Consider the following 26,877-nt stretch of genomic DNA (forward strand, 5'->3'; position numbering starts at 1 on the left):
GTGTGGAGGAATGATTAGTAAATGGATATCAAACCAAACTGTACATCGGAATATGGTGTTTTAGAGAAGGTTGTCTTATGTAAACCTGTCTTTATGTCAATAGTAGAACCAATTAATGAGGTTCAAACACATTACTTAGAAGATAATATTGATACTACAATCGCTTTGAAACAACATGATGAGCTCTGCCAGAGGTTAGAAGAAAATGGGGTTGAAGTATTATTACTACCTCATGTTAGATATTATCCTGAACAAGTATTTACGAGAGATATTGGATTTACTATCGGTGACACATTATTTAAAGGGAATTTAGAAAGTACAATTCGAACTGGAGAAGAAGAAGTTTTTAAACAATGGCTTAAGGATAATTCTACTCCTTTTACAACGCTTTCCTCAGGTGTTATTGAAGGTGGGGATGTTATTCTTGATCGAGACCAAGTGTATATAGGAGATAGTAGCAGGACAGACCTTAAGACTATTCAAGAAATAAGAGAACTATTGCCGTCTTATGAAGTTCATATTATCCCGTTTGATGATAAATATTTGCATTTAGACTGTGTGTTTCAAGTGATTTCTGAGACAGAGGCTTTAATTTTCTCACCTGCGATCGATGAGGATTCTGTAAAAAAATTGAAAGAACGCTACGATTGTATTGAGGTTAGTGAGGAAGAGCAGTTTACCCTTGGCACAAATGTGTTGTCAATTGGCAATAAGAAAATCATAAGTATGCCACAAAATCATGAAGTAAACAAAGCTCTTACAGAGAGAGGATATAAAATAATTGAGGTTAATATAGATGAAATTATTAAATCAGGTGGAGCATTTCGTTGTATAACTCTACCTCTTGTCAGAAAATAAAGAAAACTATAGTGTTCAATTGTTGCCAACCTTTGGTAAAATAAAAACAAATCTTAGGATACAGCTGGAGGTTGGTACTATGGGGAACGTCTATTTAGTAGATGGAGCTAGAACTGCAATTGGTTCTTTTGGAAAATCGTTGAAAGATATTACTGCGATTGAATTAGGAATTATTTCAGCAAAGGAAGCAATAACTAGGTCTCAGGTAAAAGCTGAGGAAATTGACCAAATTGTTTATGGCAATGTTATTCATTCGAATAAAAGTGCTTCCTACTTAGCAAGACATATTGGGTTAAATGGTGGTATTCCGATTGAAACTCCAGCTATGATAGTTAATCGATTGTGTGGATCTGGTATGCAAGCACTTGTTTCAGCTTCTCAATCAATATTATTGGGAGAGTCTAATTTAGCTCTAGCTGGTGGAGCGGAAAATATGTCAATGTCACCTCATGTGCAATTTAGCAGTCGTTTCTCAAATGTAAAATATGGTCCGATTAAGTATGAAGATATGCTTCTTAATACGTTAACCGATCAATACATAGGGTGTGGAGTCGGTATTACTGCTGAAAACCTAGCAAAGAACTATTCAATCACTCGTAAAGAACAAGATGAGTATGCACTAGTAAGTCAAAAGAGGGCAGAGAAAGCCATCGTTTCTGGAATATTTTCTGAAGAAATAGTTCCTGTTGAAGTGAGTAATGAAAAAAAACATTGGATTTTTGAAGAAGACGAGCATGTAAAGAAAGGGTTAGAATACGAAAGTTTAGCGAAACAAACTCCAGCTTTCATAGAAAATGGCTCAGTCACTTCAGGAAATTCAAGCGGTATCAATGATGGTGCAGCTTCTGTCATATTAGCAAGTGAAGCTAAGGTTTCTCAGCTAAATGCACGACCAATGGCGAAAATTGTTTCCTGGGGAATATCTGGGGTTGATCCGTCTGTTATGGGAATTGGACCAGTCCCAGCTATTAAACAAGCTTTAAAACGTGCTGAATTAACAATTGGTGATATCGATCGATTTGAAATAAACGAAGCTTTTGCTTCACAGTATTTAGCAGTAGAAAAGGAACTAAAGCTAGATCGGGATAAAACAAACGTCCATGGAGGGGCAATTGCTCTTGGGCATCCAGTTGGTATGAGTGGTACTCGTATTGTTCTTTCACTAGCGTATGAATTACGAAGAAATAACTTAAAATATGGAGTCGCTAGTTTATGCATTGGTGGAGGGCAAGGAATTGCAATGATTATTGAAAACGAGGACTACAGTCAATAATAAGGTGATAATAAAATAGGCTAACGCAAGAGAAATTTCTAATGCGTTAGCCTATTTTATATAATTATACTATAAATATGACAGTAAAAAATGTGAGCATAATCGAAGAATGGCAATGGTTTCTCATATTAATTCATAGAAACAATTTTGCGCTTAGTCAAATTTAATTAAATGTTCTTCGATTGTTTCAATAATTGTCTCCAGTACATTCACTCGAGCTGTCCATTTATCATCACCATGTATAATATGCCACTTGGCATCAGGAGTATCCGTTTTATTGACCATATCGTTTACCGCTATTTCATAGTCATCCCATTTTTCTCTATTTCGCCAGTCTTCATCTGTGAGTTTCCAGTGTTTAAAGGGGTTTTGTTCTCTTTCTTTAAAGCGTTCTAATTGTTCCTCTTTTGTTATGTGCAACCAAAATTTAATAATAATGTGTCCATCATCAGCTAACATCTTTTCTGTAGCATTTATTTCATCGTAAGCTCGCATCCAATCATCGTCAGTAGCGAAATTCTCAATTCGTTCGACAAGTACTCTTCCATACCATGAGCGGTCAAAGATACATAACTGTCCTTTCTTCGGGAAGGATTTCCAGAAGCGCCTCATATAATGATTTTGTTTTTCGTGATCGTCAGGAGCGGAAATTGAATGTACTGCAAAACCTCTTGGCTCTAATCTTTCAGTTAAGCGACGAATGACGCCACCTTTACCAGCTGCGTCCCATCCCTCAAATACAATGACCATTGGAATTTTAGAATTGTGAAGAGTTCGTTGAAGTTGCAATAGTTTTAATTGATTTTTTTTTAGTTCTTTTTTGTACTCTTTTTTACTATTAAATCTTACTTTCGGTTTTACTAAATCTAGCATTACCGTGCCCCCTCTCAAGTTACATTTATTTTACATAGATTCAAACGGTTGTCAATATATAGAAATAAAAATGATTAGTGAAAGTATATTAGTGAAAGTAGAAAAGATGATACCATTTTATTCATAATAAATAGATACTGGATTATTATGATCGATTTTTAATCTCGGCATTAGCTATTTTTAAATAAATATTGTTTTCTATTAAATCTACTTGACAAAAGATATCAATTTTCTTAAAATTCAGTTATACAGACTGACTAGTCGGTCTTAGTCAGAACCTTTAGTAGGGGTGAGAAGAGATGTTAAAGAAAGTGTTAATAGCAAACCGTGGAGAAATTGCAGTTCGTATAATAAGGGCTTGTAGGGAATTAGGGATAGAAACAGTGGCTGTTTATTCAGAAGCGGACAAAGAAGCATTACATGTTCGTCTTGCAGATGAGGCTTATTGTATTGGACCTCACCTGTCAACGAAAAGCTACTTAAATATGGTAAACTTACTAAGTGTTGCAACGATTACAGGTTCAGATGCAGTTCATCCAGGGTATGGTTTCTTAGCTGAAAATGCTGAATTTGCTGAGATGTGTTCTGAAAACGATATCATTTTCGTTGGTCCGTCTCCTGAAGCCATTAATAAAATGGGAGCAAAGGCTGTTGCCAGAGAAACAATGGAAAATGCGGGTGTTCCGATTGTACCAGGGACAGATGGAATTATCGAAGACGTAGAAGTGGCTATTAGAACAGCGAAAGAAATCGGTTACCCTGTTATCGTCAAAGCGACTGCAGGTGGTGGCGGTAAGGGAATGAGAGTAGCTGAAAGTGAAGAAGGATTGAAAAAGGCAATAACAATGGCTCAACAAGAGGCACAAACAGCATTTGGTAACGCAGGTGTTTACTTAGAAAAGTATGTAGAAGAGCCACGACACGTTGAAATTCAAATAATTGGAGATAGTCATGGCAATATTGTTCACCTTGGAGAACGAGACTGCTCAATACAACGCCGTCATCAAAAATTGATTGAAGAAGCCCCATCACCAGCATTAGATGAATCATTACGTGAAAAAATGGGTGAAGCTGCATTAAAGGCAGCAAAAGCAGTAAATTACTGTGGTGCAGGTACAGTGGAATTTTTACTAGATAAGCATAAGAATTTTTATTTCATGGAGATGAATACGAGAATTCAGGTAGAGCATCCTGTTTCTGAATTAGTAACAGGGGTGGACCTTATCAAAGAACAGCTACTAGTAGCATCGGGTAATAAGCTTTCATTCACACAAGATGAAATTGAAATCAATGGCTGGTCAATCGAGTGTCGAATCAATGCCGAAAATCCAGATAAGAATTTTATGCCTTCCCCAGGAAAGATTGACATGTATTTACCACCAGGTGGTCTAGGTGTACGAGTTGATAGTGCTGTTTATCCTGGTTATACAATCTCTCCTTTCTATGATTCAATGATAGCGAAATTAATTGTTCATGGAAAAAATCGAGATGAGGCAATTGCTAGAATGAAGCGAGCATTAAGTGAATTTGTGATAGAAGGTGTCGATACGACAATTCCATTCCATTTACGACTCTTAGAGCACAAAGATTTTGTAGCAGGTGATTTTAATACGAAATTTTTAGAGAATAATAAGATTTAGGTAGTAAAACTAGTTAGTAACCTAGGTTCTCGAAAGAAGTAGGTGATGTATGCATGGCTGAAAAAACAACTAAGGAGAGAATTACGGAAACAGCTCTCTTATTGTTTGAAGAAAACGGATTTCATGCAGTAACAGTTGATAAGATTGTAAAGGAAAGTGGAACGTCAAAAGGTGGATTCTATCATAACTTCAAATCAAAGGATGAACTTCTTTATACTGTTCATGATTCTTTTATTACATATGTACTTGATAAGGCACAAGATGCTTATGAAAGGTTCGACACACCAGCAGAACGATTATACGAAACTGTAAAATCGTTTGTGATGATGTTTGATATGTATCGTCCTCATGTAACTGTTTTTTATCAGGAAGGTCTTTATCTTGGTCCAGATTCATTTCAGGCTATTAAACAGAAGCGTGACCGTTATAAGGAAATGATGTTTAAGGTTGTGAAGGAAGGGATAGACCAAGGAGAATTTAGACCTGAGATTCCAGTTCCGATTATGTCAATGGCGATATTTGGGATGATTAACTGGACTTATAAATGGTATAAATCAGAAGGTCAATATTCAATTGAAGAAATTGCAGAAATATATGCTGACCTTGTAATGCATTCTACATTAACGAAAGAAGCACAAGAGAAAGTAGAGTATCAACGATTTTTTATAAAAAATAAATTATAGAACAATAATTTGAAGGAGTGTTTGAACATGTTTAAAGTTACAGAAATCAAGGAATTAATCCGTGCAGTTGATAAATCAACAATTGGTGAGCTTGTCATTAAAGGGGATAACAAAGAGCAAATTACAATTCGTAAACAAGTTGGGACTATTCAACCACAAGTAGAGCTAGTAGAACAAGTAGCACCAGTATCAGCTCCTCCTACCCCAGCTGTAGCACCAGTGAAGGAAGAAGCACCAGCAGGACCTGACACGAAAACAGGAGCACCTGCACCAGTTGTAGACGATGCAAATCTTCATAAAGTTACATCACCGATGGTAGGTACATTCTATGCTGCTCCAACTCCCGATTCAGATGCATATGTAAAAGTTGGGGATAAAGTAAGTGAAGAATCTGTTGTATGTATTGTAGAAGCGATGAAATTGATGAACGAATTAGAAGCAGAAGTAAAAGGTGAAATAGTAGAAATTCTAGCAGAAAATGGACAGCTAGTTGAATATGGTCAACCATTATTCCTCGTAAAACTTTCATAAGAGCTTTTTCAAAAGGTAGAGCAATGAGTGATGTCGCTACGATACTGAGACATAAGCCCATTGCTTCTCCCTTTTAAACGAATTAATAGGAAAATAGGTAAGGGGGAATAGAAAGATGGATATGTTCGATAAAATTGACATTATGGAAGAACGACGAGAGAAAGTAAAGCTCGGTGGAGGAGAAAAGCGTATTGACGCTCAGCATGACAGAGGAAAATTAACAGCACGTGAGCGTATTGATTTACTAATTGATGAAGGTACATTTGTTGAGATTAATCCTTTTATTGAAAATAGAGGAATGGAATTTGGCTCTGGCTCATCTGAAGCACCAGGTGAAGGTGTAGTAACTGGATACGGTAAGGTCGATGGACGTTTAATTTTCTTATTCGCTCAAGATTTTACTGTTTTTGGTGGAGCTTTAGGGGAAATGCATGCAGAGAAAATTGTGAAAATTATGGATTTAGCAGCTGAAAATGGCGCACCCGTCATTGGCTTGAATGATTCAGGCGGAGCCCGTATTCAAGAAGGGGTACTATCACTTGATGGATACGGAAAAATCTTCTATCGAAACTCAATTTTCTCAGGTGTAATCCCACAAATCTCAGTTATCTTAGGTCCTTGTGCTGGTGGAGCAGTTTACTCTCCAGCGATTACAGATTTCGTATTTATGGTGGAAAAAACAAGTCAAATGTTTATTACAGGTCCAAAAGTTATTGAAAGTGTAACTGGAGCAAAAATAAACAGTGAAGACTTAGGAGGAGCTAGAATTCATTCAAGTGTAAGTGGTAATGCACATTTCACTGCTTCATCTGAGGAAGAAGTATTAGCAGAAGTGCGACGTCTAATTAGTTACCTTCCACCAAATAATGAAGAAAAGCCTCCTTATAAAGAGCCAAAAGAAAAGAAGCCATTTAATGAACGAGTGGATGAACTTGTTGATGTTGTCCCTGTTGATGGAACAAAAGTATACGATGTTAGAAAAGTAATAAACCTTATCGTTGATGATGCGGACTTCATGGAAGTTCAGCCTAAGTTTGCAAAAAATATCGTAGTCGGCTTTGGTCGTATTAACGGGGATACAGTTGGAATTATTGCCAATAATCCTAAGATGATGGCTGGAGGACTTGATATTGATTCATCAGATAAATGTGCACGTTTCATTCGTTTCTGTGACTGCTTTAATATTCCATTGATTACATTTGAGGACGTAAGTGGATTTATCCCAGGAGTACAGCAGGAGCATGGTGGTATAATCCGTCACGGTGCAAAAATCCTCTATGCGTATTCAGAAGCAACTGTACCAAAAATTACAGTAATCACAAGAAAAGCTTACGGTGGAGCATACGTAGCATTAAACAGTAAAGCAATCGGAGCGGACCTAGTCTTTGCATGGCCAAATGCCGAAATAGCAGTAATGGGCCCATCAGGAGCAGCTAACATTATTTTTGCAAAAGAAATTAAAGATAGCCCAGATCCAGAAGCAACTAGACAAGCAAAGATTGATGAGTACAGAGAAAGATTTGCCAACCCATATGTCGCTTCAGCAAACGGAATCGTCGACGATGTCATAGACCCAAGAGACACAAGAAAAAGCCTAGCAAGTGCATTAGAAATGCTAAAAAACAAAAAGAAATCACTACCAAAGAAAAAGCATGGGAATATTCCACTGTAAATGAAAAAGGGTGGTTTTCCCTTTTTCATTTACAGTAAGCGATGAGCGAAACCGCTGCCATGTTTTAAGTCCACTATGAGTATTTTTCTCATAGAGGACGCGCAGCGAGAGAAGCCATCGCTCAACCTCGAGTAAGCATACAAGAGTAATTCAAAAAAGGGTGGTTTTCCCTTTTTCATTTACAGTTTTACATTAATCTATCAAAATATTTAATTAACTACCGAAACATCAATTCATTTTACCTCTATAAAAAAAGTATAGTTCTATTTTAATACCACATAGGAGTGGAGAAGCCTATTAGAACGAGGCCAATCTATTAATCTAGAAACTATAGATAGAAGGGAGAGAGGTAAGTAGTTGTCAAAACAAGGACGGAAACTGACAACAGCTTGTCGAATACTACAATGGATAAAAAAATACTAGATCAATTTTCAGAGTTCCCCATTCCAACATATGAAGAATGGAGAGAAGTAACTGAGCAGTCATTAAAGGGTGTTTCCTTTGAGAAAAGACTCGTAACGAATACATATGAAGGCATCGCTCTTCAACCGATGTATCGTCACGAGGATGCAAAAGAACTCGCTTTGAACAATACGATTCCTGGTCAAGCTCCTTTTGTAAGAGGAACTGAGGCAATAAAGAAAGGTGCACCTTGGTTGATAAATCAGGAATTAGCAGTAGCAACACCAGAACAATTCAACAACATAGCATTACATGATTTATCAAGAGGACAAACGGCATTAAATATTGTCTTGGATGAGCCAACGAAAAAAGGGCTATCACCAGTAGAAATAGAAGCAGAGGTAGGAAAAAAGGGCCTTTCTATTTCAAATGTGGAAGACCTTGAAATTGCATTAAAGGATATTGAGTTCGAAGCGATTCCTTTGCATGTGCATGGAGGGGCTCATTCTTTGTCGTTTTTAGCATTAGTAATTGGAGCATTAAAGAAAATGAACCGTATGCCTGAAGCTTTATCAGGATGTATCGGAATGGACCCCATTGGAGAACTAGTGAGAACGGGTTCAGTATCATATGAACTTGAAGAGTGTTATCAAGGAATGGTAGATGCAACTAGATGGGCAAATGAGAAAGCTCCTAATCTACAGACGGTAGTTGTTTCAGGAGATGTGTATCACAACGGAGGAAGCAGTGCCGTTGAGGAACTAGCATTTTCACTAGCGACAGGTGCAGAGTATTTATCAGCTATGACCTCTAGAGGAGTGGATATTAATAATGCTGCGAAAGCGATTCGTTTTTCATTTTCTGTAGGTGCTGATTATTTTACTGAAATAGCTAAGCTTCGAGCTGCTAGAACACTATGGACAACGATTGTAAAAGCATTTGGTGGGGATAAAGAGACTCAGAAAATGTATATTCATGCAAGAACGTCTTCTTGGACAAAAACAGTATATGACCCATATGTAAACATGTTACGTAGTACATCAGAAGCCTTTTCTGCTGCTGTAGGTGGAGCAGATAGTATTCATGTAAGCCCATTTGATGAGCCGATTCAGAAATCTACTCCGTTCTCTCGTAGAATTGCTAGAAATGCATCAATCATTTTACAAGAAGAAGCGCATATCGCAAGAACGGTAGATCCAGCAGGTGGCTCATGGTATGTGGAAGTATTAACAGATAAACTAGCACAAAAAGCTTGGACACTTTTTCAGCAGGTAGAAGAAAAAGGTGGCATATTAGAAGCGATTAAAGAGAAGTTACCTCAAACACTTATTCATGACATAGCAATAAAGCGTGAAAATAACATTGCTCATCGCAAGGATGTATTTGTTGGGACAAATATGTATGCCAATATGACAGAAAAGTCTCTTGATGTTATATCAGAAAATGACCAACCACAAATTGATGCACACATCAAAAAGGTGAAACAACGTCAAGAAGCACCGGTTGAATCTTTCACAACTAACCGTATCGCATCAGCTATTGAGACAGCAAGTAAAGGTGCTTCAATTAGTGAAATTTCAAAAGCATTTGGCAGAAGTGATGAAGCATTTCTTGAAGCTCAACCAATAGTAGCGACTCGTGGTTCAATTAAATTTGAAGAATTACGTGGGGCAACAAAACAATTTGAAAAAGAAAATGGTAAACCAATTCAAGTATTTTTAGCAAATCTAGGTCCAATTCCAGAACATAAAGGAAGAGCAGATTTTACAGCGGGATTCTTTGAAGTAGGTGGCTTTGAGGTACTGCGTAATAATGGTTTTTCTTCAGTTGAAGAAGCAACTGAGGCTGCAATTCAATCGGGTGCTGAGGTTACCGTAATTTGCGGTAAAGATGAGAGCTATCAAACAGATGCAGCCCCATTAGCAAGAGCAATTAAAGAAAACGCAAATAAAATGACTGTATTTGTAGCAGGACAACCGAAGGAAGAGGATGCAGTACGTTATAAAGAAGCGGGAGTGGCTGGATTTATCCACTTACGTTCAAATTGCTATGAGGTCCTTCGTAAGCTTCAAGTGGAGAAAGGGGTGGCTGAGTAATGACGAGACCAGATTTTACTCAAATGTCCTATATAGATAAAGTGACACCGAAATTAGAACAATGGCAAAAGGAAGCTAGTGAGCGTACTGGGAAAAGTATAGATGACTTGGAATTTAAAACGGTTGAAAAAATTAATGTGAAGCCTCTATATACAAGTGAGGATACAGAAGGAATGAAGCACTTAGATTATGTTGCAGGGATTGCTCCGTTTTATCGTGGTCCTTATCCAGCAATGTATAAGGCTCGTCCGTGGACAGTTCGACAGTACGCTGGCTTCTCAACAGCAGAAGAAAGTAATGCTTTTTATCGTCGTAACCTAGCCGCAGGACAAAAAGGGTTATCGATTGCCTTTGATCTTGCAACACATCGTGGCTATGATTCAGATCATTCTCGTGTAGTTGGTGACGTAGGGAAAGCAGGGGTAGCAGTCGATTCTATTTTAGATATGAAGATTCTATTTGATGGGATTCCACTGGACCAAATGTCTGTATCAATGACAATGAACGGGGCTGTGCTTCCTGTATTGGCATTTTACATTGTGGCGGCAGAAGAGCAAGGTGTGAAGCAGGAACAACTTTCAGGTACGATTCAGAATGATATTTTAAAAGAATATATGGTTCGTAACACATATATTTATCCTCCTGAGCCATCAATGAAAGCTATTGCAGATATTTTTGAATACACATCACAGCATATGCCAAAGTTCAACTCTATTAGTATCTCAGGCTACCATATGCAAGAGGCAGGAGCAACGGCTGATATTGAATTAGGTTATACGTTAGCAGATGGATTAGAATATGTTAAGACAGGACTAAAAGCGGGTATTGATGTAGATAAGTTTGCTCCTCGTCTTTCATTCTTCTGGGCTATCGGAATGAACTATTATATGGAAGTAGCAAAAATGAGAGCTGGTCGCCTTATTTGGGCTAAGCTAATGAAGCAATTCAATCCAAAGAATGAGAAATCTCTCGCACTACGTACCCATTCCCAAACGTCTGGATGGAGCTTAACCGAGCAAGACCCATTTAATAACGTAACGCGTACATGTATCGAAGCAATGGCTGCAGCTCTAGGGCATACACAGTCACTTCATACAAATGCACTTGACGAAGCAATTGCTTTACCAACAGACTTCTCAGCGCGTATTGCTCGTAATACACAGCTGTTCCTTCAGGACGAAACAGGTATTTGTAATGTACTTGATCCTTGGGGGGGATCGTATTATGTTGAATCCCTTACGGCTGAATTAGTTGAAAAGGCGTGGGCTCATATTCAAGAAATTGAAGAGTTGGGTGGAATGTCAAAAGCGATTGAAACAGGTCTTCCGAAAATGAGAATTGAGGAAGCAGCTGCTCGTAGACAGGCACATATTGATTCAGGTAAGGAATCAATTATTGGTGTAAATAAATACCGTCTTGAAAAAGAAGACCCGCTAGAAATTCTTGATATCGACAATACGGCTGTTCGTGAAGCGCAAATTCGTCGTTTAGAGAAGCTACGTGCTGAGCGTGATCAATCAAAAGTCGATGCAGCTCTTAATGCAATTACAAAAGCAGCTGAAACAGGTGAAGGAAATCTTCTTGAATTGGCAGTAGAAGCTGCTCGAGTAAGAGCAAGTCTCGGAGAAATTTCTGATGCATATGAAAAAGTAGTAGGGAGACATAAAGCCGTGATACGTTCAATTAGCGGAGTGTATAGTTCAGAATTTGGAGAGGAAGACCAAGTAAAAGTCGTTCGTCAAATGACAGATGAATTTGCTGAAAATGAAGGTCGCCGTCCTCGTATTATGGTGGCGAAAATGGGTCAGGATGGTCATGATCGTGGAGCAAAAGTTATTTCAACAGCCTTTGCAGATTTAGGTTTTGATGTTGATATCGGTCCGTTATTCCAAACGCCTGAGGAAGCTGCACTTCAAGCGGTTGAGAATGACGTACATGTCCTTGGCATGAGTTCTCTTGCAGCAGGTCATAAAACATTATTACCTCAAGTTGTTGAAGAGTTGACGCGCTTAGGTCGCGAAGACATTGCAGTTGTTATTGGTGGTGTCATACCTGCACAAGATTATGATTATTTAAAAGAAAAAGGTGCTGCTGCTATTTTTGGTCCTGGTACAGTCATTCCAGTTGCTGCTCAAAAGGTTCTCGAGGAAGTGAATCGTCGTTTAGGTTACGACGAGGAAGATAATGACTAACGATAAAAAGCGCCCAGAGTGGACTAACCCTTCTGAAGATACAGCTTTTACAAGTGAATATCTTCAAGGTGTCGAAGGGGGACACGACGGAATGTCAACAGGTGGAAGCAATAAAAATGTTAGTAAGCCTTCACCGAAAAGGCGGAAACTCACAGTCGAAGATTATGTACAGGGTGTGTTAGATGGTAATAGAGCGATTATTGCACAGGCGATTACATTAGTAGAAAGTAACTCTAGTAAGCATATGGAAATTGCACAAGAAGTATTGAAGAAGCTTATGCCTTATACAGGTAAATCGATTAGAATTGGGTTTACTGGTGTACCTGGTGCGGGTAAAAGCACTTTAATTGAGTCGTTTGGGACTATGCTTTGTGAACAAGAACATCGTGTTGCTGTACTAGCAGTGGATCCGTCTAGTAGTCTAACTAGAGGAAGTATTCTTGGTGATAAGACGAGAATGGAACAACTTTCTCGAAATCCCAATGCATTCGTTCGACCATCTCCATCAAGTGGTACATTAGGTGGCGTTACTAGAAAAAGTAGAGAAACGTTACTTATCTGTGAAGCAGCGGGCTATGATGTAATTATTGTTGAAACAGTTGGTGTCGGCCAAAGTGAAATCACTGTTCGTTCAATGGTTGATTTCTTTCTCGTTATCATGCTAACAGGTGCAGGAGATGAGCTCCAAGGGATGAAAAAAGGGGTCATGGAAATTGCCGATGCTATTTTTGTTAACAAAGCAGATGGAAGCAATAAACAGGCAGCTTTAAATGCAAGATCAGAATATAATCGATTGTTGCATTTTCTTCAGCCAGCAACTGAAGGCTGGGAGACACAAGCCTATACTGTTTCAGCCCTAACTGGTGAAGGGGTACCAGACATTTGGGAAGTCATTAATAAGTACAAAGATACAACAATGGCTTCTGGTCTATTTGAAGAAAGAAGACGAAATCAAACGTTAGATTGGGTTCATAGTCTAATTGAAGAGCAGTTAAAGGCAAGTTTCTATAACAATCCTACTGTAAAAGAAAAGCTACCAGACGTACAACAATTACTTTTACAAGGCAAGACATCGCCAACTCTTGCCGTCCAACAGCTATTAGATTTATATCAAAAATAGAAAAAGAGAAGAGACAAAGGAAGGCTGTTGAAAAAGTGTGATTCACTTTTCCAGCAGCCTTTTTAGCAGTTTCAGACTAAGGCTATTTTTTATCTTGGTTTTTTTCTCTTTTTTAGTTTTACCTATACATGATTGGGAATTATACATATATATATATAGTAGGATAAGTATGGATACCTGTGATGATTGTTTATGTACAACTTCCTAGTGGTATTCGAGTTACTTGGGAGTAATGTGAAAAACAACTTGCATAACTACTTATGGGAACTATGGAGGAGGGATGGGGTAAGATGAAAAGGCAAAAACAAAAACGTTATTTTAAAGGATTAGAAATCAAACAGAGTATGCTTGATTCTAAAAACTATTTACATTCTAATAAAGAGGATTTACTAGAATTTATTGAACATCTTATTGGTGAAAGGAATAGTCTAGTTGATATACTAGAGTATGTAAATAGTGGTGTTATGGTCACAAACCCTTCCCAACCTGATAATCCTATCATTTATGTAAACGATGAGTTTTTAAATATAGTAGGTTATAAGCTAGAGGAGGTACTAGGTCAAAATCCTAGATTTCTACAGGGAGAAGAAACGGATAAAGAGAAAACTTCTCGAATTAAAAAAGCGATCGATAATAATGAACCGATAAAAGAAGAAGTTATTAATTACCGAAAAGATGGGACAAAATTTTGGAATGAAGTAAACATTAGTCAGGTATATGATCAATTTGACAACTTGTCATATCATGTCGGACTTATACAGGATATAACGAAAAGGAAAGAAACTGAAGCAGAATTAGAGCTTGCTACTCTTGTATTTGATAATATGGAAGAAATCATTATCGTTATTGATGATGAGGGACAACTTCAATATGTCAATGATGCCTTTGAAAGAATAACGGGATATTCCCAACAAGAAATTGAAGGTAAACATATTAAGTTGTTTGGTACAAGAAGGCACCCCAAGACCTTTTATACAAATATTTGGAATCAAGTAGTCCAAGGGGGCAGATGGCAAGGTGAACTTTCGATACAAGTGAAAAGTGGCAAGGAGATTCTTCTTTCCTCGCAATTTAGAGCAATTTATGATGAGTCAAAGCAAGTGACAAAGTATATGAGTGTTTCTACTGATATAACAGGTAAAAAGGAATCGGAAGAGCGAATTAAATTTCTAGCATATCATGACTCGTTAACTAGCTTACCAAATCGAGAAAAGTTCAAAATGGAGTTAACTAATTCACTAGAAAATGATCGAACATGTGCTATTATATTTTTTGACTTAGACCATTTTAAACAAGTGAATGATACCCTAGGACATCATGCTGGTGACTTATTACTAAAAGAAGTTGCTAAACGTATTGAGAATGAAATTAGTGATATAGGTATGGTTGCTCGTATGGGCGGGGATGAATTTACTATTCTCATGCCGAATCAAAGTGAAGAGGTTGTTAGAGAAAAAGCAAGTAGAATAATAAAGAAAATCCAGTCTCCCTTTAGCATTATGAAAAGAAATGTGGAACTTACAACAAGCATGGGCATAAGTGTGTTTCCTGATGATGGGAATGATGTCATTTCTTTAATGAAAAAGGCTGATCAGGCGATGTATCACGCAAAACATGCAGGTAGAAATCAATATTGTTTCTGGAGGGAAGTCGATGAGTAATTGTTACAATTGTAGCTTTATCCCTGAATTAAAAGAACAGGGAACTATTATTTTCTATGAAAAGGGTGAGGGTCTTTTTCCTCTTTTAGAAAATAAAATTAAGAACCTTACATCAATAAGGAAAAGTCATGAATTACTCATTTGTAGCTATCAATCATTAGAACAGCTAACTAAAATAGTTGATACATTACATGATGAATTTGTGGAAGATAATTTAGCTAGTTTATACGGGACATGGGCAAGAGAATCAGACCAACTTGAGGAAGTTACTTATTTTCCAAGGATGTCACCATTCTCGCAGTTATATTCAAGGATTAAAAATAATAGCTATTTTACAATTATTAATAAGGGCTTATTTACTCAGCATATACAACCGATTATATCGTTACAATCAAGCTCGTTGTTTGGATATGAATTCTTACTTCGACCAAACAGTGAGGATGCTTTCTTTTCACCTGGACCATTATTTCATTTTTCACAGGAATCAGGTCTTCAATCCCTTTTAGATAGTCAGGCTAGAATGAAGTCTATTGAAGTAGGTTCGAAACTATTAGAAAAAGGAACAAAGAGATTTATTAATTTCCTTCCATCCTCTATATATGACCCCAATCATTGTTTAAAGAGTACATTTACAGCAGTAGAGAAGTACAATGTCGAACCAGAGGACTTAATTTTTGAAGTCGTTGAAACTGAAAAAATTAAAGACATAACTCATTTGAAAAAAATTTTCCAAGCATATCAAAAACACGGGATAAACGTGGCATTAGATGATTTAGGAGCAGGGTATGCGACTTTAGATGTTTTAAGAAAACTTAAGCCAAACTATGCAAAAATTGACCGAGCTCTGATTGACTATTGTGATACTGATGAATTGAAACAGAAGAAAATAGCTGATATTATACAAATTGCTAATGAATATAACATTGTCCTGTTAGCTGAGGGTATTGAAAGAAAAGAAGAATTGCTCTACTGCAAGGAGCAAGGGATAGATCTCGCTCAGGGCTACTATATTGGAAAGCCTCAGCCGAAACCAGTTACTGACCTGGGACATCTTATATAAATGTAAAATTAAAAATAAAAAATTAAATGTCTCTTTAGCTGAGATAGTGGTACACTATATCTTATCTGACAGTAATATGTGGGAATGATAGAAGCTAAAAGGAGACTTAAGAATGTCTACAGAAAAGAAGAAAGTTTCATTACAAGAGGCAATTAAACAAAAGCTAGCAGAAAAGAAACAAGCTCAAGCTGCAGGAAAAGCAAATGGTTGGGTTAGCTCAAACCAAACGATGAAAAGCCAACAAACAAAAAAGAGTAATAATCAACGCAAGCGTAGAGGCGTATAATAGAAATAAGGTTGAGATACAAGTCTTCAATAGAGGCTGGGACACAAGGTCAAACGGACCTTGTGTCCCAGCCTCATTTTAATGTATTCTTAAGGCAAGAAAGCTCCTCATCAGTTAGATAACGCCATTGCCCTACCTCTAGATGTTCACTTGTTATATTCATAATTCGAACCCTCTGAAGTCTTACCACTTTATACCCGAGCACTTTACACATTCTTCTAATTTGTCGATTAAGTCCCTGTGTCAAAATAATCGAAAAGACATGTTCATCTATTTTTGTAACAATACATGGATTCGTAATTGTAGAAAGAATTTTAACGCCATTAGACATTCCCTTAATAAAATCACTATTGATCGATTTATCTACTGTTACAATGTATTCCTTCTGGTGATTATTTTCTGAACGCATCATTTTATTAACTATATCACCATCATTCGTGAGAAGAATTAATCCTTCAGAGGCTTTATCTAATCTCCCAACGGGAAAGACTCTTGTAGGAAAATTAATATAATCAATAATATTATCTTTTACTAGCTTTTGAGCTGTGCATGTAATTCCAACCGGTTTGTAAAATGCTAGGTAAATGCTTTCTTCCTTCATAGGAATTGGTTTATGATCAATTAGGACAGTATCTCCTGGTTCTACTGAATCACCAGGCACACAAGTCTTACCGTTAATTGTTATTCGCTTTGCATCAATTAGCCGGTCCGTTTCTCGTCTTGAACAATAGCCAGTTAAACTGATATATTTATTAATTCTCAAAGTGACGTTCCTTTCGATTGTTAATTTTTACATGCATTACTTAAAGGCCGCTAAAAAAGTGAAAATCACACTTTTTTAACGGCCTCTGATAATAGGACATCCTTTTTTGTGGTTAGAACTCTATAAATTTTGTACTTGTTAATTTTTTACGTTTTTACATGTAAACCCTTGTTTCTCTAACATTGAAGCAATGTCTTTAAAATAAGGTTTCTTATAGAAGGTTGACACTCGCTCTGACCATGTATGAGCTGCACTACCATTTGAACGTTCTGACGAATCAGCTTTGATGGTTTCATCGTATTGATTCACGATGTCTTTTAAATCGTGATTGTATGTTTCCTGATGATAAACAGCTTCCATTGGAAAACGAGGCTTTTGATTTGGTACATCTGCAGCATACCCAACACATAGTCCTGAAATAGGTATTACGTATTTAGGCAAATTTAGTAACTCAATGACCTCATGAGGATTACGTCTGATCCCGCCAATTGGTACTGTACCTAGACCTAATGATTCAGCTGCAGCAATTGCATTACCCATCGCTACCTCCAAACAAAATAGTTTAGTTAGCTGGTCGTGAAAAAATAGAAACTTTCCCATCTTTAGGGGAGAAGTATGCCACTAATAATATCTCTTTTCTCGTAATGGTTTCAGTATTTAGATAGCTTTCTATATCGATTGGAAGGACTTCAACCATTGTATGCTTATGAAGTTCTTTTTCAGTTAATTGTAAATTTGCAAACTCCGTTGAGATAGCTAGTGGGTTTTCAGCTAACTCTTTTAAGAAACGTGATTGTTCATCTTTAGATAGTGAAAAAGTCCACCAAGTTTTACGTGGCTTATGCTTTTGATTTTTAAAGAAATCATAAATCATTAAGCTTTTTGCGACATCATGGTCTAGAGAAGACTGAGTTTGAAGAAACTGTGATAAACGTCTAAATAAGTCTTCTAATTGATGGCCAATTCTAGACCAACCTTGTTCTTCCCAGTAGTCTCCAAATAACTGAAAGAAATCAAATGGAGATTCGAATTCTTTTTCAACTAAATAGTGAATCGTTTCATCCATTCGGTGATCATTCCAATACTTTTCAAGAACATCTTCTACTCGCTTAATTCGAACAATATCAGAAAATGATAATACATTGTTTCCTAGAATTTCGTACGGAGAGTTTTCCATGTAAATATAGTTGTGGTCTTCAGCACGAAGACGAACACCAGTCCCACGTAGCATTTTTAAGAAGCCTAGCTGTAATTCTTCAGGTTGTAGAGCAAACACATCATTAAATGTTTTTCTAAATGAATCATAATCTTCCTCTGGTAAACCAGCAATTAGATCTAAATGTTGGTCAATTTTTCCACCCTCTTTGACCATTGTTACAGTACGTGAGAGCTTTTCAAAATTTTGCTTTCTTTTCACTAACTCATTCGTAGCATCATTAGTTGATTGAACTCCTACTTCAAATCGGAAAATTCCAGGTGGAGCATGAGTATTTAAGAATTCGAGTACTTCAGGTCTCATAATGTCTGCAGTTATTTCGAATTGAAAAACACAGCCACTATGGTTATCAATTAAAAATTGGAACATATCAAGGGCAAAGTCACGATTGATATTGAAAGTACGGTCAACAAATTTAATTAATTTTGCTCCGTTTTCTATTAAATAAAGAATATCAGATTTGACTTGGTTGATATCAAAATAGCGAACCCCTACTTCGATAGAAGAAAGACAAAATTGACAGCTGAACGGACAGCCACGACTAGTTTCAAAGTACGTAACTCTCTTTCCAAGACCATCTATATCCTCTTGGAAACGATAAGGAGTTGGGTAATCTTTTAATTCCGGCTTTGTGCTATGTGGGTTAATAACGACCTCATTGTCGATTTTAAGCCCAATACCAGGGACGTTTGAATAGTTCTGTTCACCTTGAATTTCTTCTAATAGAGCTTTAAATGTGACTTCACCTTCACCTATTACGATAAAATCAACAGCTGGAACACGCTCTAACCAAAAAGCTGTATCGTATGACACTTCTGGACCACCTAAGACAATTTTCATTGAAGGTTTAACTTTTTTTAGCATATCAATTACTTTAATTGTCTCTTCAATGTTCCAAATATAACAGCTAAAGCCTACTACATCAGGGTTTCTACTATATATATCAGAAACGATGTTCATTACAGGGTCCTTAATTGTAAATTCAACCATTTCTACAGGAAAATCAGGCTCTGCATATGCTTTTAGACAACGTAAAGCCAGACATGTATGAATATATTTTGCATTTAATGTTGTAATTACTGTTTTCACTTCATAATCCCTCTATTCTATTTCACTCATTGCATAGAGGTGTAAAAAAAGGCAAAATACGACCTAATTCTACAACCTCTATAGATGATAACATATTTTCCTTGCATACCCTAATGACTGATTGATATGGTTAGATGGATTGAATAAAGAAAGGAATTTGATACGATGACATTCTTGCTTTCACCGTTTATTTACTTTTTGTTGTTTAGTGTATTTCTTGTTGGGTTAGGTTTTATTTTTTCTTTTGTAATAATAAAAATTCTACGTAAGTTAGGAAAGGAAAATAATAAGGTTTGGGAACGAGTTGCTTCTGTCCTAATGGTTTTGTTTATCGCAGTAGGGTATTTTGGATTGAACGGAGCATTTGTACATAATGTAAATACCGATGATCTTGTTATTACTCCAAGTAAGCTGCTTGATGTTTCGAATAATCAACGCCTGTTGACGACTGAACCGTTTGCGATAGTATACGGAATTTATCGAGAATACGGTTACCTTAGAGACATTCAAAGTGATGAAGGTACAATACGTGTAAGAATGAAAATTGACGATTATCGACCACTTTTCGATTGGCATCTAGAGAAGAAAGAGGAAGGTATAATAGAAGCTGAAAGAGAGAGCATTCTAAATTTAGATATGTATTATGAAGAAATCATTGATGAGCGTATATCCGAATTAAAAGCAACCTCCATCGATATAGAAGAAATAGAGAATAAACTAAACCAAGATTTTTCTTCATTAACTTTTGAATTGGTAAAAATGAATTGAAAACGTTAAAACACTCTTTAATATTTACTTAGTAAAGAGTGTTTTTTTAAAAGCTGAAAATAACTAAGAATGCTTGACCCTACCGTTAGAATAGATAATAGAGTAAATGGGATGACAGATACTATTAGGATTAGACAATAAGTGTAGCGTTACAACTGTAGGAACTGAAATTGGATATCTTTCAGCCAACACAATCATTTCTGACTTCCGAAACATATTATTAACTTTAGGAAACCTAGGGAATTATTGCAAGGGGATAGCATTATTTTCATTCCGCAGAAATAGAATTATAGAGCGTGAAAATTATCCTACCATTTTACTGAAGCTATTAGAGAAAAGTATATTCATCTCACCTTACTAGTTTACTAAAACGCTTTAATTAGCTAAACATGGTAAAATTTTTGTTTACAAATTGTACAAAACTGTTATATCATAATACTCATAAAAGTTAGAAAATTTAAACAAATGATAGGGGGAAAGTAATAATGAAAAAGTGGAAAAAGATTCTTGGACTTGCAATCGTAAGTGTAATGGCTTTAACTGCCTGTGGTACAGAGGATGCAGGAACACCTGCAGAGGAAGAAGCTCCGGATTCTACTGAAGAATCGCCGGCTACACAAGAGGAGCAACAAGTATTTGCTATTGGGGCTACACAAATTGTGGAACATCCATCACTAGATGCGGCCTTTGAAGGGTTTAAAGCTGCTATAGCTGATGCTGGACTTGAGGCTACATATGATTTTCAAAGTGCTCAAGGCGACCAAAATAATAACAACACAATTGCTCAAAAATTTGTAGCAGATAATGTGGATTTAATTTTCGCTAACTCTACCCCAAGTGCATTAGGTGCACTAAATGTAACTGATGATATTCCTATTATCTTTACATCTGTTACTGATCCTGTAGGTTCTGGACTTGTTTCTGCTATGAACGAAGCTCCAGGTGCAAATATTACAGGCGTAAGTGATTTACATCCAGAGTCAATTCAAAAAACAATTGATTTCATTGATAAAAACTTCGAAGGTTCTAAGGTTGGTTTGATTTACAATTCAGGGGAACAAAACTCTGTTACACAAACTGAAAGTGTTGAGGCTGCTGTTGAGGGAACATCTCTTGAAGTTGTAAAACGTACTGTTTCAACTTCAGCTGAAGTTCAACAAGCTGCTGAATCGTTAGTTGGTAATGCTGATGTGTTCTTCGTAGTAACTGATAACACTGTTGTATCTGCTTTAGAAGTAGTAATCGGTGTAGCAAACGATTACGGTATTCCATTAGTAGTAGGTGAGCCAGATTCTCTTAAACGTGGTGGTTTTGCAACGTATGGTATTGATTACTACACTATTGGTTACCGTGCTGGGGAAATGGCTGCAGCGGTATTAAAAGGTGAAAAGTCTCCAGGTGAGATCGGGGCAGAGTTCCCACCAGATATGCAATTATTTATCAACAAGGAAGCTGCTGAGCTTCAAGGTGTTGAATGGAATGACGAGTGGGAACAATTAGCTGAATTTCTAGAAACTGAAACAGAATAAGTAATATGATTTTCAGGAAAGTGGTCGGTATAATACTGACCACTTCCATTTACATAGTAGAGGTTAGTAATATTTTTATAATCTTTAACAAATAATGCCGACATAGTCGGACCTCATGGAAAGGAAGGGGATTGATGAATGTTTATTTCTATATTTGGTTCAATTGAATCTGGTATTATCTATGCAATTATGGCACTAGGAGTGTACCTCTCCTTTCGAATTCTTGACTTTCCCGACTTAACGGTTGACGGGAGCTTTGTGACAGGGGCAGCAGTTGCTGCAATGCTTATTATTAGCGGTTACCCTCCGATTATTGCTACGTTATTAGCAGTTGTTGCAGGTTTCCTTGCTGGTTGTGTCACAGGGATACTCCATACTAAGGGTAAGATAAACCCTTTACTATCAGGTATTTTAATGATGATTGCATTGTACTCTATTAATCTAAGAATAATGGGTCGACCTAACTTGCCATTATTAAGCGAAACGACGATTTTCAAGCAGTTAACTCAAATTTGGCAAACGCTTCCATTTGATGGATGGCTCAATTCTTTCCTAATGTTATTCGGCTTGACTCATGTTCCACGTACATGGGTAATCTTAATTTTTGCTACAATTGTCACATTACTTATTAAATTCTTAACTGACTATTTCTTAAAAACAGAAGTCGGACTTGCGCTACGTGCAACAGGGGATAACCAGAAAATGATTCGTAGCTTCTCTGCTAATACAGATTGGTTAATTATCTTAGGTCTAGGTATATCAAATGCTTTTGTGGCACTATCAGGGGCCCTCATTGCCCAATACGGTGGATTTGCTGATGTAGGTATGGGTATTGGTATGATTATTATTGGTTTAGCTTCAGTTATTATTGGTGAAGCTCTATTTGGAACAAAGACAATTGTTAGGACAACGCTTGCTGTAATTGGCGGTGCAATAATTTACCGTATTGTTGTAACTCTTGCTCTGCGTGTAGAGTTTTTAGAAACGGGAGATATGAAGTTAATTACCGCTCTTATTGTTATTGCAGCATTAGTAACACCAAAAGTCATTGATGCAAGAAGAGACAAGAAGAGAAAACAGAGGAAGCGAGCTCTTTTATCGGGAATGTCTAGTGGAAATAACGGTGATGGAGGGAAGTCTAATGCTACAACTTGACAATATTAGTATTACATTTAATGAAGGAACTCTAGATGAAAAGAAAGCATTACAACAAGCTAACCTAAAATTAGCTCATGGTGACTTCATTACTGTTATAGGTAGTAATGGTGCTGGTAAGTCAACTCTGATGAATACTATTTCTGGTACGATTATGCCTGATGTAGGAGATGTTCTAATTGATGAAAAAAATGTAACGCATTTACCTGAATATAAGCGTTCAACTTATATTGGTAGGGTATTTCAGGACCCCATGGCTGGTACAGCACCGACTATGACAATAGCAGAAAACCTAGCAATGGCTTATTCTAGAAATAAGAAAAGAACATTTAAGGTTGGGGTAAATAAACAACGAAAAGAAATGTTCCGTGAATATCTAGAAACGTTAAATCTAGGTCTAGAAGACCGTTTGACTGCTAAGGTTGGATTACTATCTGGGGGAGAGCGCCAAGCTCTATCTCTATTAATGGCAACATTTACTGAACCGAAAATCCTACTATTAGATGAGCATACTGCAGCACTAGATCCATCTCGTGCTGAGTTGATCACAAAAATTACAGGGGAAGTAGTAAAGAAATTTAACTTAACTACGCTAATGGTTACACACAATATGCAACAGGCTTTAGACCTTGGAAATCGATTAATTATGATGGATAAAGGACAAATTATTTTTGATGTAAAAGGTGAAGAGAAGCAAAAGCTAACAATCGAAAAGCTTCTACAAGAATTCCAACGAATCCGTGGAAAGAAAATAGAAAGTGATAAGGCTGTATTAGGATAAGATGTTTAATGTAAAATAGGTAGGGGCAATGAGTGTAGGGAGTGGAATCCTATGCTTATTGCCTGTTTCTTGATATTAAAGAAGGATGTGAAGAGTCATGCGTTTTGTTTCGTTTAAATTAGGTGAAGTAGAAAGTTACGGTGTACTAACAGATGATAAGGAAAAAATCGTTGATATTAGGCAAGCACAGTTTCAGATGAAAAGAGAAGTAAATCTACCAGACACTTTATTAGGTTGTATAGAGATGGGGAATACATTTATCAATGAAGTCTCAAAAGTAATGAACTGGACGAAGGAACAGCTAGAAAATAACTTTATTTATGATTGTAGTGATGAAAAAATTAACGTATTAGCTCCTATTCAAAAGCCTCGCAAAAATATCTTTTGTGTAGGGAAAAACTATGCAGCACATGCAATTGAAATGGGGAGTGAAAAGGATATCCCTGATGCACCGATTATCTTTTCAAAAGCTCCAACAACTGTGATTGGTACGGAGCAAGCGATTCAACGTCATGCAGATGTGACGGATGAGCTTGATTATGAAGGTGAAATTGCAGTTATCATTGGTAAGAAGGGGAAAGCAATTAAGAAGGAAGAGGCCTATGATTACTTGTTTGGTTATACGCTTATAAATGATGTGACTGCTCGAGACTTACAACGGCGACACAAGCAATTTTTATTAGGAAAAAGTATGGATAGTTCTTGCCCCATGGGACCTTGGATTACACATAGAAGCCTTGTAGAGGATGGAGCTAATTTACATATAGAAACAAAGGTAAATGGTGAATTGAGACAACAAGGCAATACTGCTCAATTTATTTTTGACATCCCAACGATTATTTCAACTATTTCTCAAGGGACAACACTTGAACCAGGGGATATCATTGCTACGGGTACACCTGCAGGAGTTGGAAGTGGATTTACACCACCTAAATTCCTAAATGAAGGAGACAGTGTAGAGATAAAAGTTGATGAATTAGGGGTATTACGAAATGTAATTAAGTAGATAAAAAGGAAAGGGGCTGTCTCAACCAAAAGAGATCCCCTTTCTTTTTTTATAGTGTTTATTATTATTCCACCGGGAGCATAAGTGGGAACTCCCATACAATATCTTGTAAACGGTGTCTAGTAAATTTGAGTGAGAATGTAGGTGGTATGTTGTTAGTAAAGGTATAGGTAGCTTGCATTTGGTTTACTTCTTGATTTACGTCAGTCGATGAAAAGGCTGGAAAGATTTCTTCCCCATCATAAATCATTGATACTTCTAACCCACGAATATCGTGTACATCTCCAATTTTAACTGATAGCTTGTTTTCTTCGGTTTTTAATTCTCCTATCGTCATATCATTCTTTGTTAGTAAATTAATGTCTTCTGATATATTTTCAAAGATTATGTCTCGAGAATAATATAAAGGTTTAATAAAGAATGATAAGTTTATCTTTTCTTCATTTGAATCAAGCTTAGGTGTGAAAAATTGCTTGAAAGCTAGAGTTCCCTCTGGCAATGGTTCACCGTTTTCATCATTTGTTACTATTTCCTTTGATAGGCTAGTGTATTCAGTTCCATTATTATCTTTAAGTATATTAAGTAATGAAAAGTCAAAGTTATCTTTTGTAAGTTTAGGACCATCTAGATGTGAAATTTCAAATAATAGATAAAATCCTTCTGAATCATTAATGACAGTATGCTCTGTACCTTGATATGAGACATGTAAACGTTGATTATTATTTTCTGTGATAACAGAAGGTAACTCATTGGTATTTGTATTGTAACATCCTGCTAGTGTCATCATGGACAATATACCTAGTAATAATAGTCTAATCATAAAGCACCTCGAAGATCTCTATATAAGTTTGATATATATACTATTTTAGCACTAAATCGTAGAGAATTGAGAAATAAATTAGTAGAGATAGAAAGTAGCTTATCACATGTGTAAATAAACGATAAAAAAGCACTAGGAAAGGTCCTAGTGCTAGATTTGAATTATTTTGAAGTAACGACTGTTTTGTCCGTTTTCTTTTGAGGTACATCTGGTAACTCATTAACTGAAACAACTTGATCTGTTTTCTTTTGAGGTGGTGTCCAGTATTGTTCATTTCCAGGAAGGTCATCAAACCATGCAGCATCCTTAGGACAGTCAAGGACCATAAACTTTCCATACTCATTATCTCTTGATTGATGATACTTCAAGTAAGCTTTTCCATCTTCAATTGCTAAAATTTCAATTTTCCCAGAAGTATGACTCATTGATAGGCGAACACGCTTACCAAGACCTGAAGTTTTTCCTTTTGCTTGTTCAACAATGTTATATGCTTCCTCAAGTGAAAGTACAAAGTCATTGTTTCCAGCAACTGGTCTATTAATGAAGAAGTAGTAAGGCGTAACTCCTGCCCATGAAAGCTTGTCAAGTAATTCTCCTAGTACATTCGGATCATCATTGATTCCTTTAAGTACTGGTGTTTGATTGACAACAATTGCTCCTGCATCATGTAAAGCTTGGAAGCCTTTCTTTGCTTCAGGAGTTATTTCTACTGGGTGATTTATATGTGCCATTACATAAATTCGTTTTTCTGGAGTAGAGTTTTCACGAATTAGTTGAAGAAGTTCTTCATCTTCATAGATTCGCATTGGATTAAATACAGGCATTTTTGAACCAAGTCGAATAATTTTTACATGGTCAATTGCACGTAGTCTTTCAATAATATATTTTAATTTTTTCGTTGCTAGAATAAGAGAATCTCCACCTGTTAATAATACGTTGTTAATTTCAGGTGTACGCTCAATGTACTCTAGGCCTGGTTCTACGTCAGACATCGCTTCTTTAACATCGTTACGGAATAGACGTTTGCGGAAACAGTATCTACAGTATGCTCCACATACTTCTGAAACAATTAGAAGAGCTGTTGTCTTATATTTGTGCTGACAACCAGGAGCAACATAGTTCGTGTCTTCATCGGAAGCATCCCAGCGCCCATACTCGCTCAATTCACCTTCGTTTGGAATTACTAATTTACGTATAGGATCGTTCGGATCGTTCCAATCAATGAGGTTTAAATAGTATTCATTTACTCGGAATACAAACTTATCAGTAATCTTTTTTAATCTTTCACGTTCAGCCTCTGGAATGTCTTTAATCTTATCAATGTTCATGATGTATTTTGGCTGCGCCATACTATCACCTTCCCCGACTAATTTTAGTGGATAAATATAGTGAAAACACTATTT

Annotated in this window: 23 protein-coding genes; 17 read left to right on the forward strand and 6 right to left on the reverse strand. The window is 36.7% G+C overall.

Features of this window, described 5'->3' with window-relative positions; genetic code table 11:
• Positions 1-21: 21 nt before the first annotated feature.
• Together CD003_RS00455 and CD003_RS00460 are read left to right on the forward strand one after the other, a co-directional pair.
• The gene (locus CD003_RS00455; RefSeq protein ID WP_096198932.1) at positions 22-858 is read left to right on the forward strand and encodes a dimethylarginine dimethylaminohydrolase family protein; all 837 of its coding nucleotides are present in this window, start codon (positions 22-24) and stop codon (positions 856-858) included.
• A gap of 79 nt (positions 859-937) precedes the next feature.
• On the forward strand, positions 938-2,131 hold the full coding sequence (locus tag CD003_RS00460; protein ID WP_096198933.1) for an acetyl-CoA C-acetyltransferase: 1,194 nt from the start codon (positions 938-940) through the stop codon (positions 2,129-2,131).
• A 153-nt stretch (positions 2,132-2,284) separates the two neighbouring features.
• Here CD003_RS00460 and CD003_RS00465 read toward each other — a convergent pair whose 3' ends face one another.
• Complete coding sequence (locus CD003_RS00465) at positions 2,285-3,004, reverse strand: polyphosphate kinase 2 family protein (protein ID WP_096198934.1); 720 nt, start codon at positions 3,002-3,004, stop codon at positions 2,285-2,287.
• A 299-nt stretch (positions 3,005-3,303) separates the two neighbouring features.
• Between CD003_RS00465 and accC the strand changes: the two genes are divergently transcribed.
• The 10 genes from accC (at position 3,304) to CD003_RS21595 (ending at position 16,347) form a co-directional block, all read left to right on the forward strand.
• The gene (accC, locus tag CD003_RS00470) at positions 3,304-4,644 is read left to right on the forward strand and encodes an acetyl-CoA carboxylase biotin carboxylase subunit (RefSeq protein WP_096198935.1); all 1,341 of its coding nucleotides are present in this window, start codon (positions 3,304-3,306) and stop codon (positions 4,642-4,644) included.
• A 53-nt stretch (positions 4,645-4,697) separates the two neighbouring features.
• Entirely contained in the window at positions 4,698-5,327 is a 630-nt protein-coding gene (locus tag CD003_RS00475) for a TetR/AcrR family transcriptional regulator (RefSeq protein WP_096198936.1), read from the forward strand.
• 27 nt (positions 5,328-5,354) lie between these two features.
• Complete coding sequence (gene accB / locus CD003_RS00480) at positions 5,355-5,858, forward strand: acetyl-CoA carboxylase biotin carboxyl carrier protein (protein WP_096198937.1); 504 nt, start codon at positions 5,355-5,357, stop codon at positions 5,856-5,858.
• A 115-nt stretch (positions 5,859-5,973) separates the two neighbouring features.
• Positions 5,974-7,530 (forward strand): acyl-CoA carboxylase subunit beta, encoded by a 1,557-nt coding sequence (locus CD003_RS00485; protein ID WP_096198938.1) that lies wholly within the window; start codon positions 5,974-5,976, stop codon positions 7,528-7,530.
• A gap of 404 nt (positions 7,531-7,934) precedes the next feature.
• Positions 7,935-10,028 carry a methylmalonyl-CoA mutase family protein gene (locus CD003_RS00490; RefSeq protein ID WP_096198939.1) on the forward strand — a complete coding sequence of 698 codons (2,094 nt, stop codon included), beginning with the start codon at positions 7,935-7,937 and terminating at the stop codon, positions 10,026-10,028.
• Entirely contained in the window at positions 10,028-12,220 is a 2,193-nt protein-coding gene (gene scpA / locus CD003_RS00495) for a methylmalonyl-CoA mutase (protein WP_096198940.1), read from the forward strand. The genes CD003_RS00490 and scpA overlap by 1 nt, the downstream gene beginning before the upstream one ends.
• Before the next feature lie 91 nt (positions 12,221-12,311).
• A complete protein-coding gene (gene meaB, locus CD003_RS00500; protein ID WP_096202193.1) occupies positions 12,312-13,340 on the forward strand; it encodes a methylmalonyl Co-A mutase-associated GTPase MeaB in 1,029 nt (342 codons plus the stop codon).
• A gap of 290 nt (positions 13,341-13,630) precedes the next feature.
• A complete protein-coding gene (locus CD003_RS00505; RefSeq protein ID WP_179295372.1) occupies positions 13,631-15,001 on the forward strand; it encodes a GGDEF domain-containing protein in 1,371 nt (456 codons plus the stop codon).
• Positions 14,994-16,061, forward strand: coding sequence for an EAL domain-containing protein (locus tag CD003_RS00510; protein ID WP_179295373.1), 1,068 nt, complete (start codon positions 14,994-14,996; stop codon positions 16,059-16,061). Before CD003_RS00505 ends, CD003_RS00510 begins: the two co-directional genes overlap by 8 nt.
• A 112-nt stretch (positions 16,062-16,173) precedes the next feature.
• Positions 16,174-16,347: a hypothetical protein gene (locus CD003_RS21595; protein ID WP_179295374.1), complete on the forward strand. Its 174-nt coding sequence runs from the start codon at positions 16,174-16,176 to the stop codon at positions 16,345-16,347.
• A gap of 73 nt (positions 16,348-16,420) precedes the next feature.
• Here CD003_RS21595 and CD003_RS00515 read toward each other — a convergent pair whose 3' ends face one another.
• The 3 genes from CD003_RS00515 to CD003_RS00525 form a co-directional block, all read right to left on the reverse strand.
• Positions 16,421-17,110, reverse strand: coding sequence for a pseudouridine synthase (locus CD003_RS00515; RefSeq protein ID WP_096198943.1), 690 nt, complete (start codon positions 17,108-17,110; stop codon positions 16,421-16,423).
• Between the two features lie 138 nt (positions 17,111-17,248).
• Positions 17,249-17,650, reverse strand: coding sequence for a nitroreductase family protein (locus CD003_RS00520; protein WP_257008125.1), 402 nt, complete (start codon positions 17,648-17,650; stop codon positions 17,249-17,251).
• A 22-nt stretch (positions 17,651-17,672) separates the two neighbouring features.
• The gene (locus tag CD003_RS00525; RefSeq protein WP_096198945.1) at positions 17,673-19,415 is read right to left on the reverse strand and encodes a B12-binding domain-containing radical SAM protein; all 1,743 of its coding nucleotides are present in this window, start codon (positions 19,413-19,415) and stop codon (positions 17,673-17,675) included.
• 165 nt (positions 19,416-19,580) lie between these two features.
• Here CD003_RS00525 and CD003_RS00530 point away from each other — a divergent pair, with 165 nt between their 5' ends.
• The 5 genes from CD003_RS00530 to CD003_RS00550 all read left to right on the forward strand — a co-directional run bounded on the left by CD003_RS00530 (position 19,581) and on the right by CD003_RS00550 (position 24,654).
• Entirely contained in the window at positions 19,581-20,183 is a 603-nt protein-coding gene (locus tag CD003_RS00530; protein ID WP_096198946.1) for a hypothetical protein, read from the forward strand.
• A gap of 485 nt (positions 20,184-20,668) precedes the next feature.
• Positions 20,669-21,712, forward strand: coding sequence for an ABC transporter substrate-binding protein (locus CD003_RS00535; RefSeq protein WP_096198947.1), 1,044 nt, complete (start codon positions 20,669-20,671; stop codon positions 21,710-21,712).
• A 138-nt stretch (positions 21,713-21,850) separates the two neighbouring features.
• Positions 21,851-22,867 carry an ABC transporter permease gene (locus CD003_RS00540; RefSeq protein WP_096198948.1) on the forward strand — a complete coding sequence of 339 codons (1,017 nt, stop codon included), beginning with the start codon at positions 21,851-21,853 and terminating at the stop codon, positions 22,865-22,867.
• On the forward strand, positions 22,854-23,648 hold the full coding sequence (locus CD003_RS00545; protein WP_096198949.1) for an ABC transporter ATP-binding protein: 795 nt from the start codon (positions 22,854-22,856) through the stop codon (positions 23,646-23,648). Before CD003_RS00540 ends, CD003_RS00545 begins: the two co-directional genes overlap by 14 nt.
• A gap of 97 nt (positions 23,649-23,745) precedes the next feature.
• Positions 23,746-24,654 carry a fumarylacetoacetate hydrolase family protein gene (locus tag CD003_RS00550; RefSeq protein WP_096198950.1) on the forward strand — a complete coding sequence of 303 codons (909 nt, stop codon included), beginning with the start codon at positions 23,746-23,748 and terminating at the stop codon, positions 24,652-24,654.
• Between the two features lie 64 nt (positions 24,655-24,718).
• Here CD003_RS00550 and CD003_RS00555 read toward each other — a convergent pair whose 3' ends face one another.
• Together CD003_RS00555 and CD003_RS00560 are read right to left on the reverse strand one after the other, a co-directional pair.
• Complete coding sequence (locus CD003_RS00555) at positions 24,719-25,474, reverse strand: hypothetical protein (protein ID WP_142302818.1); 756 nt, start codon at positions 25,472-25,474, stop codon at positions 24,719-24,721.
• A 161-nt stretch (positions 25,475-25,635) separates the two neighbouring features.
• Positions 25,636-26,823 carry a KamA family radical SAM protein gene (locus CD003_RS00560; protein WP_096198952.1) on the reverse strand — a complete coding sequence of 396 codons (1,188 nt, stop codon included), beginning with the start codon at positions 26,821-26,823 and terminating at the stop codon, positions 25,636-25,638.
• Positions 26,824-26,877: the final 54 nt, after the last annotated feature.

The organism is Bacillus sp. FJAT-45350 (assembly GCF_002335805.1).
Classification (GTDB): Bacteria; Bacillota; Bacilli; order Bacillales; family NISU01; genus FJAT-45350.